The sequence below is a fragment of the Photorhabdus aegyptia genome, assembly GCF_000612035.1.
In the GTDB taxonomy this organism is placed as follows: domain Bacteria; phylum Pseudomonadota; class Gammaproteobacteria; order Enterobacterales; family Enterobacteriaceae; genus Photorhabdus; species Photorhabdus akhurstii.
Genome location: NZ_JFGV01000050.1, coordinates 24,091 through 40,876, shown reverse-complemented (window position 1 = coordinate 40,876; position 16,786 = coordinate 24,091). Strand labels below are relative to the sequence as shown.

Below are 16,786 nucleotides of genomic sequence, written 5' to 3'. Positions count from 1 at the left end.
GACTTAACACCACTGCCGGGCAGTGTCCCGGAGAGTTATTTTGCTATTAACCAACTGATACGCCCAATACGGGTGATACCTCGTGAAGGCCATTCATTGCACTTCTATGGTGAAGGTCATTTTAATTCAACTTCCACCTTGGCCTGGTATGCTCGTTATGACCGGGGACCGCTACAAGTGACCCCTTTGAGAGGCGACCACCCGGCACTGGTCAGCGGGATCTGGCGAACTGATAGCCTGCCTGGCCAGCAGTACTTCTTTGCTCAGGGGGTGATGGCTTTTGATGTTGAAGGCGGAGAACCGGGCACAACGATCTGGCATCTGATACGGGAAGCGGAAAACAGCGAGGAATAAGAATTCACTGGAGTGCCGGTTTTTCAGTGAAACTCTCTCAGATCAGCTTACTTTTCGAAACCAGTGACGTGGAATCCCTCACCGGCATTTTTTATAATAAGCAAGGAATTCCATCGGTCAGATATAGAGCATCTAGAATTTAGTCGCTTTAAACATGGCGAAAGGTGGGTAACATCGTAGATCTTCAGTATCTTTTAAAGCATCCACGTCACTGTGTTCAAAAAGCTCAATAGTTTTGAACCCGGCCTCGTTCAAGATTTTATAATATGTATCTTTATGCCAATGCGTATCTGAAATCTTAAATACACTTCCATTTGGCAGATCTAAATACACTGGCTTGATCTCTCCATCATTGTATTTTTTATTTAGATCGCCGCTCATAAAAGAGCTGAATTTAATCCCAGCAGAATCTGGATTGTTATCCAATACGTAAAAAATACCGCCAGGTTTTAATGTCCTATGAATTTCCTTGGCGATTTTTAAAAGATCAGACTTTTTACTGCTACCGATGAACACATAACAGCATATGGCTGCGTCAAAAGTATTATCTTTGAAGTCAAGGACCCCAGTTTTGATTTGATGATAAGAGCTATTTCCACGATTGATGTGGCTGGAGGCTTTATCCACCATAGCTTGTGAAATATCTACTCCCGTTACCGTCTGTATGCCTCCAGCAATTAGCCGACGTGACACTTTTCCGCCGCCACAACCGTAATCAAGAACCGATATGTTTTGCCCCAAGCTCTCCTTAAGGTTCTCAATCAACGGCGTGTACCCAAGTCTATCCTCCAAATAATTATCATATTGCTCGAATAAGTTTGAAACCTCTTCATTCATCCAGTCAGTATTCATTTGTTATCTCATATATGTGTAATAATAACCAAACCCGTTATCTTTCAAGTTACCTTTTTGTTGGCAGCACTTGCTCCCCCCAATCACATTGTAATCAATTTTCAAGATACAAGGGCTTACAGCGTTTTTTGCTAAGAAAAAACATAACTGAGTTAAATAAACAGGTCTAACAGGACCTAAAATAATAAATTGATTTTTGCAATACCTAAATCATATTTGGCAATATTGCTTTTTCTTTAAATTAATCATACTCCTCCAGAATCCCACCATGAAAAAAATTCAACATCAACATGACACAAATACAACTATATGTATACGAGTATTATCTATATATTGAGTCCAGTCACAATATTCTTTTTTTTACCAGCGATTTCTTGTATATATACCCAATCAACTTGAATCCTGCATTTTAAAATTAATTGGGTAGATTATCATCCTAAAAATAGTTTTAAAAAACAACAACTACATTCATTAAAAATCACTACTTTATACAGATTAATATATAATCGCGACAATTACTAAAATAATAACCAAAAAGAAAAATGTCTTTTCTAATTATCCCCTTCGCTCATCACAAAATATTAATCACTTTACTTCCCATAAAACACCATTCAAAACAATAGCAATTATTTCATAAACTTATCATTAATAAAATTAATTATTATTTATGTGATTATAAATTTTGTTATTGCATTGCCATAGGCATTTAGAGAAACAATAGATAATAACGTTATGAAATAGTTAACGACCGAATGATACCGTTTTATCTACCCGTTACTTTCAGCCTATTTCAACCCGTTATCAGACGTCATATTTGCTGCCTTATTTTAATGAATATCAATAACTTTTTTATTGTATCCATGATACACAGGGCAGCATAACTACCTTATTTATTTAACATTTAAAAGGAATAAACATGAGCACCATGACATCAGAACGCCCTGAAATGGCACAACAGGAACAAAAAGCTAACCGACTGCATGAAGCGAGCATCCTCAAACGTGCTAATCCTCAATTACAAAATGCGGTACATCTTGCTTTAACCACGCCCCATGCCGACCAGCAAGGTTATAACAGTAAATTTGGCGGCCGCGCCAGTCAGTATGTCGCTCCAGGCGCAGTTGCTTCCATGTTCTCTCCCGCCGCTTATCTGACTGAACTTTATCGTCAGGCTCGGGATTTACATACAGAAAGCTCCATTTATCATCTGGATAAACGCCGCCCGGATCTAAAATCACTGACACTCAGCCAGCAAAATATGGATGATGAAGTTTCTACACTTTCTCTATCTAATAAGGTGTTGCTGGAAGGGATTAAGACGCAGACCGGGCTGGAAGGCCATACTAACGTGATGAAAGCGCTATCAACCTTTCGCTCTTCTGGTTCAATGCCATATAACGATGCTTATGAAAGTGTGTGTAAAGTTATTCAATTACAAGCTCCGGTACTTGAACAATTCAGTGAATCACCGGAAATTACCAAACTAATGTATCAAACCTCCCTATTGGGAATTAATGCTTCTGTCTCACCTGAATTGTTTAATATTTTGGTGGAGAAGATTACCGATGATGAAGATGAAATTAAGAGGCTCTATGGGAAGAATTTTGGTGATATTGAACCTTCTCTAATGGCAACGCCGGAAAAGCTGAAAAGCTATTATAATTTGACTAATGAAGAAGTTAATCAGTTTATTAATCAGCAAAATATTAAACGAATACATGAGGAAATGAATTCAGAATATGGTAGCCAACAACCCGCTCAATATTATCTACTCAGACTCAATAAGATTATTTGTCTGTCTCAGTCAACAGGGCTGACACCAACAATCCTTAAAAGCATTATCTCTAGTAGCACCTATCAGGAGGTATCTATATATCCAGAGATAACCCTGGAAGCTGTAATCACCGTATACAATGAACTTAGTGATGGACCAGATATTGACGCAAAGATATTAAAGAAAATCTTTCGTGTTAAATACTATATGCAACGTTACGGTATTGATGCTGAAACTGCACTGATACTGTGCAATGTACCTATTTCAGGAAACATCTATAACGGTTCGCCCAGTCAATTGTTTAATCGCTTGTTTAATATCCCACCATTGGATGATAAGAATTTTTCCGCGTCAGATGAGGAAGAGATTGATTTAAATCAGGGTAGCACCAATGACTGGCGTAAAGCGGTGCTTAAACGTGCTTTTAATGTTGATGATGACTCATTAAAACGCCTATTCAAGATTACCAATCGTCACAACACTAATGGAAAGATAATCAGTAGCGTAGCTAATCTTTCTTATCTCTATCTGGCTAAATTGTTGGCAGACATCCATCAATTGACGGTTGATGAGCTGGATTTATTATTGATTACCATAGATGAAGGAACAAACAACTTATCCGGGATTAGTGATGATAATCTGGCCGTTCTGATTGACAAACTCTATGCCGTTACCAGTTGGCTACGTACACGGAAGTGGAGTATGTACCTGCTGTTTATGATGACTACCACCGACTATAACCAAACCCTAACGCCGGAAATTCAGAACCTGCTAGATGCTGTCTACAATGGTTTGCAAAACTTTAACAGCGAAAACGAGGCAAATCTTCTGTCGAAGATCTCGCCTTACATCGCCGCCGCTCTGCAATTGCAGTCTGAAAATACCGCTTATTATATACTCAACTGGGCAGATCAGCTAAAACCTGGCTCTGGTGCAATGACAGCAACAAAATTCTGGGAATGGTTGCAAGCTTCACATAATCCAGAGCAATCAACCGCTATAACAGAAGAACAAGCAGTCCAATATTGCCAATGCCTGGCACAATTGGCACTGATTTATCGTTCCACCGGCCTTAGCGAAAGCACTTTACGCCTGTTTGTCACAAAACCACAACTCTTTGGTCTTACCGCAGGATCAGCGTCAACACACAATGCATTATCACTGATAAAGCTGACACGTTTTACTGACTGGGTTAACTCTCTGGGTGAAAAAGCCTCTTCTGTACTGACCGAATTTGAGAAGGGAACATTAACAGCAGAACTATTGGCTAACGCCCTGAGTCTTGATAAAAATCTACTGGAGCAAGCCAGTAATCAAGCACAAGTTAATTTCGCCGACTGGCCATCTATCGACAGCCTATTGCAGTGGATTAACATCGCGCGTCAATTGAACATCTCTCCACAAGACGTTTCCACACTGACACAAGTATTGATCAAAGAACCTCCCCCAGACTATAACCAATGGGAAAACGTAGCGGCAATATTAACCGCCGGGCTGGACACTCCAAAAACCAATATCCTACACAACTTTCTGGATGAATCTCGCAGTACTGCTCTAAGCACGTACTATATAGCCAACAAAGATAAAGATGCAGAAATTAAAAACCGTGATGACCTGTACCAGTATTTATTGATTGATAACCAAGTTTCCACCGCCATCAAAACTACCCCGATTACGGAAGCTATTGCCAGTATCCAACTGTATATTAACCGGGCACTGAAAAACATGGAGGGAAACTCAGTCTCGCAGGTTACCACCCGACCATTCTTTACCGATTGGGATAAATACAATAAACGCTACAGCACCTGGGCCAGCATTGCTAAGCTCATTTACTACCCTGAGAATTACATCGATCCGACAATACGTATCGGGCGAACAAAAATGATGGATACGTTGCTGCAATCCATCAGCCAGAGTCAATTAAATACCGATACGGTAGAAGACGCCTTTATGTCTTATCTGACGTCATTCGAACAGATGGCTAATCTGGAAATCATCAGTGCCTATCATGACAATACCAACAGTGATCAAGGATTAACCTATTTTATCGGACACAGTAAAACCGAAGTGAATCAATATTATTGGCGTAGCGTAGATCACAATAAATTCAGCGATGGTAAGTTTCCTGCTAACGCCTGGAATGAGTGGCACAAAATTGACTGTCCAATAAATCCCTATCAGAGCACTATCCGTCCGGTAATTTTCCAATCCCGCCTGTATCTGATCTGGCTGGAACAGAAGAAAATTGCTAAACAAACAGAAAATAATCATCAAACCGTCGAAGATTATCATTATGAACTAAAACTAGCACATATCCGTTATGACGGTACTTGGAATACACCAATAACCTTTGATGTTAGTGACAAAGTATCTGCTATTCTTAATATATTGACGCCATTAGAACAAGCGAATAAACCGGCGCTATTGACTCAATTGAAAAAATACCAAAAACAATTAGAAGAGGAGCTCAAAAAGGCAATCAAACAAAAACAGGAGAATCTGGAACGAATGGAAGAAGATCGGGCAAAGGGACTAATACCTGTGCTGCCACTAAGACCACTACTGATCCCACCAAAGCCACAAGAATCATTGAATCTATTAGAAGAACTATTGAAAAAATGGAGAACTCACCTAGAGGATTGGGGTAATCAGAAACAATCGTCAACACAGGTAGAAATATGGGAAGAATTGAAAAAACTAAATCAACAAGAGATACAACGACTAGATTGGTCACTAGGATTCTATTGTATAAACCATCAAGACGAAGATAAGTTGCTGGTAATTTTTTATCGCAAACAAAATGAACTGGATGAATATAAGAGAAAAGTAAAGGAGTTAGCAGAAGCAGAAAGAAAAGTAAAAGAAATAGCAGAAAAAGGGGAGGAAACAGAGGTAGAAACAGATTTTCTAACAGTAGAAAAAGCTAGAGAAATAGAAAGGAAATTAAAAGAAAAATTAGAAAAAGAAAGATTAGAAGCATTAATACAAAAGTTAATGCAAGAGTTAATGCAAGGAGTGTATATCTCCTCTAATATGTTATTTGAAAATATAGAGCCTGAACAACACAGAACTATTTATGAACTCACCTATAGTCAATTTGATACTAACAATATCATAAGGGTGAATAACTGGAATCCTGTTACCCATGAGATTAACGACGATAATATCCTGACTGTTCACAATGATAAAAACGGGGCGCAATATATGCAGTGTGGAGACTATCGTATCCGCCTTAATACGCTGTTTGCCCGTAAATTAGTCAGTCGCGCCACCGCTGGAATTGATACTATTCTGAATATAGAAACCCAGAATATTCAGGAGCCTACTTTATGGAACGATAATTTTATTGCAACATTACCAATATATAGACCAGATCTTCACGGTAATAGCAACAATATCACAATAATGTTAGTCAATGACATAGAAAAACCTAACGAAGAAAATATCATTTATCAGGGTGAATTAAAGGATGAAATTCAATTAATTGATCTTTCTAAAACTTATATATCCGTAATAAATGGCAGTAATAGTACTGAACCAGGAAATGAGAGAGAGAATGGCGAATGTTGGATTTATTTATTTGTAAAATACTCTGAAAATCCAATATACATTGGAGAGTTTTGGTTTACTAATAAAACTAATTTTCAAGGTTATTATCCAAAAGGTTATAAGGAAAATACTGATCCTATTTTTACAGAAAATAAACTGGGAACCGAACCGATGGATTTCAGCGGTGCTAACAGCCTCTATTTTTGGGAACTATTCTACTATGCCCCAATGCTGATTGCTCAGCGCCTGCTACACGAACAAAACTTCGATGAAGCCAACCGTTGGCTGAAATATGTCTGGAACCCATCCGGTTATATTGAACATGGTCAAATTCAGCGCCACCGCTGGAATGTCCGCCCATTATTGGAAGATACCAGTTGGAACGATGATCCACTGGATTCGGTCGATCCCGATGCTATAGCGCAATATGATCCAATGCACTACAAAGTCGTTACTTTTATGCGCACCCTTGATCTGTTGCTGGACCGTGGAGATTACGCCTATCGTCAATTAGAACGAGATACGCTTAACGAAGCTAAGATGTGGTATATGCAAGCACTGCATCTGTTAGGCGATAAACCTCATCTATCGTTCAGTTCAACGTGGCGTAAACCGAGTTTAGGTGACGCTGCCAGAACGGAAAAACAGGAGGAACACGCCCATGCAATGACTGCCCTGCGACAAGGTGATATTAGTCGGCACAACCACCCGACAGATCTTTTCTTGCCACAGGTCAATGAAGTGATGCAAAACTACTGGCAGAAACTGGAGCAACGGCTGTACAACCTGCGCCATAATCTCTCTATCGACGGCCAACTGCTACATCTGCCTATTTACGCTACACCGGCAGATCCAAAAGCGTTACTCAGTGCCGCTGTTGCCAACTCACAAGGCGGAAGCAAGTTACCAACGTCATTTATGTCACTGTGGCGTTTCCCACAGATGTTGGAAAACGCGCGCGGTATGGTAAGCCAGTTAACACAGTTCGGCTCCACGTTACAAAATATTATCGAACGTCAGGATGCGGAAGCCTTAAACACGCTATTGCAGAATCAAGCGGCAGAACTGATATTGACCAATCTCAGCATACAAGACAAAACCATCGAAGAGTTGGATGCGGAAAAAATCGTACTGGAAAAATCCAAAGCCGGGGCGCAATCACGCTTTGACAGCTACAAAAAGCTATACGATGAAAATATCAATGCGGGTGAAAACCGAGTGATTACATTGCATGCCTCCGTCGCCGGCCTCAGCACCGCCCTGCAAGCATCGCGTCTGGCAGGTGCTGCCCTTGATCTGGCGCCCAACATTTTTGGTTTCGCTGATGGCGGCAGCCGTTGGGGGGCAATTGCCGAAGCGACAGGTAATGTCATGGAATTTTCCGCCAGTGTGATGAACACCGAAGCGGACAAAATCAGCCAGTCCGAAGCCTATCGCCGCCGCCATCAGGAGTGGAAAATCCAGCGTAACAATGCCGAAGCAGAGATAAAGCAAATCGACGCCCAACTTCAATCGCTGGCAGTACGCCGTGGAGCTGCGGTGTTGCAGAAAACCAGCCTGAAAACCCAACAGGAACAGACTCAGGCGCAATTGACTTTCCTACAACGTAAATTCAGTAATCAAACGTTGTACCACTGGCTACGTGGTCGGCTAGCTGCTATCTACTTCCAATTTTACGATTTGGCCGTAACCCGTTGTCTGATGGCAGAAATGGCTTATCGTTGGGAAACTAACGATGCCACAGCACGCTTTATCAAACCCGGCGCCTGGCAGGGGACGCACGCCGGTCTGCTCGCCGGTGAAACCTTGATGCTGAATCTGGCACAAATGGAGGATGCTTATTTGAGATGGGATCAACGCGCTCTGGAAGTGGAACGTACTATTTCACTGGCACAACTCTATGGAACACTACCAGAAAAATCATTTAATTTGGCAACACGTATTTCTACCCTACTAACAGGTAGTACAACTGAACCCGTTGACGCTCATCCCGTTACATTAGAAAACAGCCAACTCAGCGCCAAAATCTCTCTGTCAGGTCTGTCACTGCATAACGACTACCCAGAAGGCAACGGCGTAGGCAACATTCGGCGCATTAAACAGATCAGTGTCACCCTGCCAGCCCTGTTAGGGCCATACCAAGATGTACAAGCCATTTTGGCCTACAGTGGAAGTGAAACCGGATTAGCTGAAAGCTGTAAATCACTGGCAATTTCTCACGGGATGAATGACAGTGGTCAATTCCAGTTGGATTTCAACAATGGTAAATTCCTGCCGTTTGAAGGGATAGCGATTAACGATACCGGCACATTAACACTCAATTTCCCGAATGCAACCGGCAAACAGCAAGTCATGTTACAAGCATTGAGCGATATTATTCTGCATATTCGCTACACCATCTGCCAATAACTATCTCAATCAAATAGTAAAAACAGGCTCCTAAACGGGGCCTGAACCTTTCATGAATATACAAGTCTGCCCTCTTAACCTATCCAGCACTCGTTATAACAGAGATATTTCCTTTTCTCGTGCGTCCGATTGCCTACTATAAAACATCAACCCTCTTCTTTTTCATAGTATGCCATATGTAACAAAGGCAATTATTTCATTTGGTTATTGTCAATCAATTATATTACTTATGATGTAATTATAATTTTTGTTATTGCATTACAACAACCATTTAAATAAATAATAACGTTGTGAAATAGTTGATAGTTAAATGGTGTTTTCTATTTGACCGTTATTTTCAACCTGATTTCAGACCGCTATCAGACGTTATATGTACTGCCTTTATTTTGATGGAGATAAATAACCTTATTTATCTCCACGAGATGCAGGCCAGCATAAATGTTTTATTGGCTCAACATTTAAAGGGAATAAACATGAACACACTCAAATCCGAATATCAACAAGCGTTAGGTGCAGGTTTTAATAATCTAACCGATATCTGCCATCTCTCTTTTGACGAACTGCGCAAAAAAGTGAAGGATAAACTCTCATGGTCACAGACCCAGAGCTTATATCTTGAAGCACAACAAGAACAAAAGAAAAATTTCCTGTATGAAACCCGTATTCTGAAACGTGCCAATCCTCATTTACAAAGTGCGGTCCATTTTGCCCTGACAACACCTCATGCCGACCAACAAGGTTATAATAGCCGATTTGGCAACCGCGCCAGCAAATATGCAGCCCCTGGCGCAATTTCCTCCATGTTTTCTCCTGCGGCTTATCTGACTGAACTTTATCGTCAGGCCCGAAATTTACATGCAGAAGGTTCCATTTATCATCTGGATACACGGCGTCCGGATCTAAAATCATTGGTGTTAAACCAGAAAAATATGGACACAGAGATTTCCACACTTTCTCTGTCTAATAACATGTTGCTGAACAGTATTAAGACTCAGCTTGAATTAGGCCAACATACTGATGTAATGGCAATATTATCAACTTTCCGCACTTCTGGCTCAATGCCATATCACGATGCTTATGAAAGTGTACGTAAGATTATTCAATTACAAGCTCCTGTGTTTGAACAATCCAGTACATTAACAGATACGCCAATCACCAAACTGATGTATCAAATCTCCTTGCTGGGGATTAATGCCTCTGTCTCACCGGAGCTGTTTACTATTCTGACGGAAAAGATAAAACCAGCAACCAATGCTGATAACACTAATGAACTAAAAAAACTTTATAAGAAGAATTTTGGTAAAATTAAATCTTTTCAAATGGCAAGGGCAGAATACCTGAAAAGTTATTATAATCTGACAGACAAAGAACTTAACCAGTTTAGTAAAAAGATTAAACAAATAGATAGCCTGTGGAATATGGGAGACGAGATTACCCAATACTATCTATTGAAATTCAATAAAGCTATTAATCTATCTCGATCAACCGAGCTATCACCAATAATCCTTAACAGCATTGCCATCGATATCCTTAAAAAAACACCTCCAGAGGATGACTCTGACAACCATTTTAAGGACGACCCTGATTACCTTGAAAGCTTTCAAGACCTTGACCTTAGTGACGAACCAGATATAGACGAAGATGTATTAAGAGAAGCTTTACGTGTTAAAGACTATATGCAACGTTATGGTATTGATGCTGAGACTGCATTAATACTGTGCAAAGCACCCATTTCAGAAAATCCTTCTCATCCCGATCTATCCAAATTACTGGCAGACATCCATCAATTAACTATTGATGAACTAAGTTTACTGTTGGAAATCATAAATGAAGGAACAATTAATTTATCTGAGATTACTCATGACAACCTCACTGTTCTAATTGACAAACTCTACGCCGTCACTGGCTGGCTACGTACACGAAAATGGAGTGTATATCAGCTGTTTGTAATGACGACCGATAAATATAACGAAACCCTAACCCCGGAAATACACAACCTTCTGGATACCATCTACAATGGCTTGCAGAATTTTTACAAGGATAATCTACTAAAAATCAAAGATAATCTACTGAAAGCCAAAGAAAGTTTACCAGAAGACAAAGATAATTTGCCGAAAGCCGAGCAATATCTGTTGGAAGCCGAGAAATATCTATTGGAAGCCAATAAAAATCCGCTAGAAGCCAAAAAGGCTCTGAAAGAATACGAGAAAAATCTGAAAGAACACGAGAAATATCTGTTGAAAGCCGGAGAAAATCTGCCAGCAATCAGAGAGAATTTGCTAAAAATCAAGGAAAATCTGCCAAAAGCCATATCTCCTTATATCGCCGCCGCTCTGCAATTGCCATCTGAGAATGTTGCTCTCTCCGTGCTGGCTTGGGCAGATAAACTAAACTCTGGCAAAGAAAACAAAATGACGGCAGATTCATTCTGGAACTGGTTACGGAAAAAACCCATTGAAACTCAATCGAAAACAACTGAAGCAACTGAAGCAACTGAAGCAACTGAAGCAACTGAAAAAACTACACTAATTCAACAAGCTGTCCAATATTGCCAGTGCCTAGCACAACTGGCGCTGATTTATCGCTCTACCGGTCTTAGCGAAAGCACTTTACGTCTGTTTGTGACAAATCCACAAATCTTTGGTCTTACCGCGAAAACAACGTCAACACACAATGTATTATCACTGATTATGCTGACGCGTTTTACTGACTGGGTTAACTCACTAGGTGAAAACGCCTCTTCTGTACTGACCGAGTTTGAAAAAGGAACATTAACGGCAGAACTATTGGCTAACGCCATGAATCTTGATAAAAATCTACTAGAGCAAGCCAGTACTCAAGCACAAGCTGATTTCTCCAATTGGCCATCTATCGACAACCTATTGCAGTGGATTAACATCTCGCGTCAATTGAACATCTCTCCACAAGGCGTTTCTGAACTGGCGAAAATATTAGACATAGAATCTTCTGCTAATTATGCCCAATGGGAAAATGTCGCTTCAATATTAACCGCCGGACTAGATACCCAAAAAGCCAATACCCTACATGCATTTCTGGGTGAGTCTCGCAGTGCTGCGTTAAGTACATACTATATTTATTCTCATAACCAAAAAGATCGACAAGAAAGAAAACATACGGTAATTAAAGACCGTGATGATCTATATCAATACCTATTAATCGATAACCAAGTCTCCGCCGCCATCAAAACCACGGAGATTGCGGAAGCTATCGCCAGTATCCAACTGTATATTAACCGCGCGTTGAAAAATATGGAGGGAGATACCGACACAAGTGTCACTAGCCGCTCATTCTTCACTAACTGGGATAAATACAACAAACGCTACAGCACTTGGGCTGGTATTGCTAAGCTCCTTTACTATCCGGAAAATTACATCGATCCAACATTGCGGATCGGCCAGACAAAAATGATGGATACGCTACTGCAATCCATCAGCCAAAGCCAATTAAATATCGATACCGTAGAAGATGCCTTTAAATCTTATCTAACGTCATTCGAACAAGTGGCTAATCTGGAAGTCATCAGCGCCTATCATGACAATATTAATAATGACCAAGGATTGACCTATTTTATCGGACGCAGTAAAACGGAAGTGAATCAATATTATTGGCGCAGTGTAGATCACAATAAATTCAGCGAAGGTAAATTCCCCGCTAATGCCTGGAGTGAGTGGCACAAAATTGAATGCCCAATTAATCCCTACGAAGATACTATCCGCCCGGTAGTCTACCAATCCCGCCTGTATATTATCTGGCTGGAACAGAAGAAAATGACTAAACAAGAAGGTGACAAAACTACCTCCGGTTTTAGTTATGAACTGAAACTCGCTCATATTCGTTATGACGGCACCTGGAATACACCAGTCACTTTTGATGTGAATAATAAAATATCTACTCTAAATCCAGAACCGAAGAATAAAGCGTTAGGGCTCTATTGTGCAAATTATCAAGGCAAAGATAAATTGCTGGTGATGTTTTATAAAAAACAGGAGCAATTAAATAATTACACAGAAAAAACAAACAAACACACAGCACCAATAGAAGGGCTATATATCACTTCCAATATGTCTCCTGAGGAAATGACACCCGAAAGTTACAGACTTAATACTCATAAACAGTTTGATACCAACAATGTCATAAGAGTCAATAACCGCTATGCAGAAAGCTACGAAATCCCTTCATCGGTAAACAGTAATAATGGTTATGATTGGGGAGAAGGCTACCTGAGTATGGTATACGGCGGGAGTATTCTGATTACCCGTGACCCAAGCGATAACTCAAAAATCCAAATCTCACCAAAGTTAAGAATTATTCATAATGGATATGAAGGTCGACAACGTAATCAGTGCAATCTGATGAAGAAATACGGCAAGCCCGGTGATAAATTTATTATTTATACCACGCTAGGTATTAACCAGAATAATTTATCAAACAAAAAACTTATTTACCCTGTTTATCAATATGAAGGAAATGAAAGTAAGCTTAGTCAAGGAAGACTTCTGTTTTATCGGGATAGTGCCACTAACTTTACAAGAGCCTGGTTCCCTAACCTTTCTTCTGACTCAAAAGAAATATCCACAACCACTGGCGGTAACATTAGTGGTAATTATGGTTATATTGAAAATAAACATAACAATGACAATCCATTCAAAGAATATTTCTATATGGACGACCACGGTGGTATTGACACAGATGTTTCTGGACCGATATTTATTAATACAAATATTCAGCATTCAAACGTTAAAATCACAGTGAAAACAGTGAAGGAGGATGGAACATTAGACAGTAAACTATATACAGCGAACGACACCGTTAAACCGATACCAAACTTCGAAGAAATGTGTTATCAGTTTAATAATCTCGACCAAATAGATGTCTCCACTCTAGTATTTAAAAATAATGAAGCAAGTATTGATATCACCTTTACAGCATCTGCTGACGCATTTGAAAGTGGTAAAGAACAACGTAATCTAGGTGAAGAACATTTCAGTATTCGTATTATCAAAAAAGCGAATGTTAATGATGTCCTGACCCTTCACCACGATCCAAATGGGGCACAATATATGCAATGGGGAGCCTATCGTACTCGCCTTAATACCCTGTTTGCCCGTAAATTAATTAGTCGAGCCAACGCTGGGATTAATACTATTTTAAGTATGGAAACTCAGAACATTCAGGAACCGCAATTAGGATACGGATTTTATATCGCAATAACCGTACCCAAATACAATGCAGATAAACATGGAACAAATCGCAAGGCAGACCTTGTACTGAACATAGGAAGTGAGGAACCAGGGGATCATACTTTTTGGAGCGGTACACTGACTGATACCAAACAACAAATGACTTTGTTTGTCCCAATTTCCCAGTTAACAATAGAACCTTATGATCCGTTTATGTCTCTTCGTAATCTGACAGGTAAATTAGGTATCTACCTGAAATGTCAAAAAGGCCGACTGAAATCCGGAATATTGGACGAGAACAAGTCTTCGCTGGCTATGACCACATTTACAAAAGAGTCCAGTTGGGATACAGAGCGAGATCTTAATGTTGTTATCACATCGGACAACGCAGAACCAATGGACTTCAACGGCGCCAACAGCCTCTACTTCTGGGAACTGTTCTACTATACCCCGATGCTGATCGCTCAACGTTTGCTACACGAGCAAAATTTCGATGAAGCTAACCGTTGGCTGAAATATGTCTGGAACCCATCTGGCCATATTGCCAATGGTCAAAAGCAGCATCCCCACAACTGGAATGTCCGCCCATTACAAGAAGACACTAGCTGGAACGATGATCCATTGGATACATTTGATCCCGATGCCATCGCTCAACATGATCCAATGCACTACAAAGTCGCTACTTTTATGCGCGCCCTTGATCTATTGATCGAACAGGGAGATTACGCCTACCGCCAATTGGAACGGGACACACTCGCCGAAGCCAAAATGTGGTATATGCAGGCACTACATCTATTGGGCGATAAACCTCATTTATTACTCAGTTCAACATGGAGTGATCCAGAGCTAAAAGAGGCCGCAGATCTTGAAAAACAACAGGCACATGCCAAAGCAATAGCAGATTTACGACAAGGCCAGTCTACAGCTGGAATCAACACAGATCTTTTCCTGCCACAGGTCAACGAAGTGATGCTGAGCTATTGGCAAAAACTGGAACAACGGCTGTATAACCTGCGCCATAACCTCTCTATTGATGGTCAGCCTTTACATTTACCTATTTTCGCAACACCGGCAGATCCAAAAGCGCTGCTCAGCGCCGCCGTCGCCAATTCACAAGGTGGCAGCAATCTTCCGCCAACGTTTATATCCGTTTGGCGTTTCCCACATATGCTGGAAAACGCCCGCAGTATGGTCAGTCAACTCACCCAATTCGGTTCCACGTTACAAAATATTATCGAACGTCAGGATGCGGAAGCATTAAACACGCTGTTGCAGAACCAAGCAGCGGAACTGATATTGACCAATCTCAGCATACAGGACAAAACCATTGAAGAGCTGGATGCAGAAAAAACTGTACTAGAAAAAACCCGCGCCGGAGCTAAATCGCGTTTTGATAGCTACAGCAAATTCTACGATGAAGACATCAACGCGGGTGAAAAACAGGCGATGGCGTTGCGAGCCTCCGTCGCAGGTATCTCTACTGCCCTTCAAGCATCACATCTGGCAGGCGCAGCGCTTGATTTGGCTCCCAACATCTTTGGCTTCGCTGATGGTGGTAGCCATTGGGGAGCAATTGCCCAAGCCACAAGTAATGTCATGGAGTTTTCCGCCAGTGTTATCAGCACCGAAGCGGATAAAATTAGCCAGTCTGAAACCTACCGTCGGCGTCGTCAGGAGTGGGAAATCCAGCGTAATAATGCGGAAGCCGAGCTGAAACAAATCGACGCTCAACTTGGTTCGCTGGCAGTACGCCGTGAAGCCGCAGTATTGCAGAAAACCAGCCTGAAAACCCAACAAGAGCAGACTCATGCACAACTGACCTTCCTGCAACATAAGTTCAGTAATCAGGCGCTGTACAACTGGCTACGTGGTCGATTGTCCGCCATTTACTTTCAGTTCTATGATTTAGCGGTAGCCCGTTGCCTGATGGCGGAAATGGCCTATCGTTGGGAGACTAACGATGCCGCAGCACGCTTTATCAAGCCCGGCGCCTGGCAGGGAACCCATGCGGGTTTGCTTGCGGGTGAAACCTTAATGCTGAATCTGGCACAGATGGAAGATGCCCACCTGAAACAGGATAAACGCGTACTGGAGGTAGAACGTACCGTTTCATTAGTAGACGTTTATACGGAACCTAGTCAGGATAGAATTGATTTAGCAGCTAAAATCACCGACTTACTCAAAAACAGTAAAAATAACTTGGGCAATGACAATAATGGCATCCGTCTCAATGACGATAAATTGGTAGCCACAGTCAATCTTGCCAGTTTGAACATTCGGGAAGATTACCCGGCATCTGTTGGCGAAACCCGACGCATCAAGCAGATCAGTGTCACCCTGCCGGCGCTGTTAGGCCCCTATCAGGATGTGCAAGCAATTCTGTCTTATGGCGGAGATGCCACTGGATTGGCTGAAAGTTGCAAATCATTGGCGGTTTCTCATGGGATGAATGACAGCGGTCAGTTCCAGTTGGATTTCAACGATGGCAAATTCCTGCCATTTGAAGGAATCGAAATCGATAAAGGTACGCTGACATTAAGCTTCCCGAACGCAACCGGAAAACAAAAAGCCATGCTGGAGAGTCTGAACGACATCATTCTGCATATTCGCTACACCATTCGCCAATAACGATTTCAATTAAGTGCTA

Annotated in this window: 4 protein-coding genes; 3 read left to right on the top strand and 1 reads right to left on the bottom strand. The window is 41.1% G+C overall.

The features are described from left to right. On the top strand, window positions 1-354 hold a 354-nt coding region (locus tag BA1DRAFT_RS15255; RefSeq protein ID WP_036780761.1), incomplete at its 5' end, for a type VI immunity family protein. Between the two features lie 132 nt (window positions 355-486). On the opposite strand, the gene BA1DRAFT_RS15250 is transcribed toward BA1DRAFT_RS15255, so the two are convergent. After that, window positions 487-1,206 (bottom strand): class I SAM-dependent methyltransferase, encoded by a 720-nt coding sequence (locus BA1DRAFT_RS15250; protein WP_036780760.1) that lies wholly within the window; start codon window positions 1,204-1,206, stop codon window positions 487-489. 916 nt (window positions 1,207-2,122) lie between these two features. Between BA1DRAFT_RS15250 and BA1DRAFT_RS24135 the strand changes: the two genes are divergently transcribed. Both BA1DRAFT_RS24135 and BA1DRAFT_RS15240 read left to right on the top strand, forming a co-directional pair. Next, complete coding sequence (locus BA1DRAFT_RS24135) at window positions 2,123-8,938, top strand: Tc toxin subunit A-related protein (protein ID WP_036780757.1); 6,816 nt, start codon at window positions 2,123-2,125, stop codon at window positions 8,936-8,938. Between the two features lie 473 nt (window positions 8,939-9,411). Continuing rightward, window positions 9,412-16,767 carry a Tc toxin subunit A-related protein gene (locus BA1DRAFT_RS15240; RefSeq protein ID WP_036780743.1) on the top strand — a complete coding sequence of 2,452 codons (7,356 nt, stop codon included), beginning with the start codon at window positions 9,412-9,414 and terminating at the stop codon, window positions 16,765-16,767. Window positions 16,768-16,786: the final 19 nt, after the last annotated feature.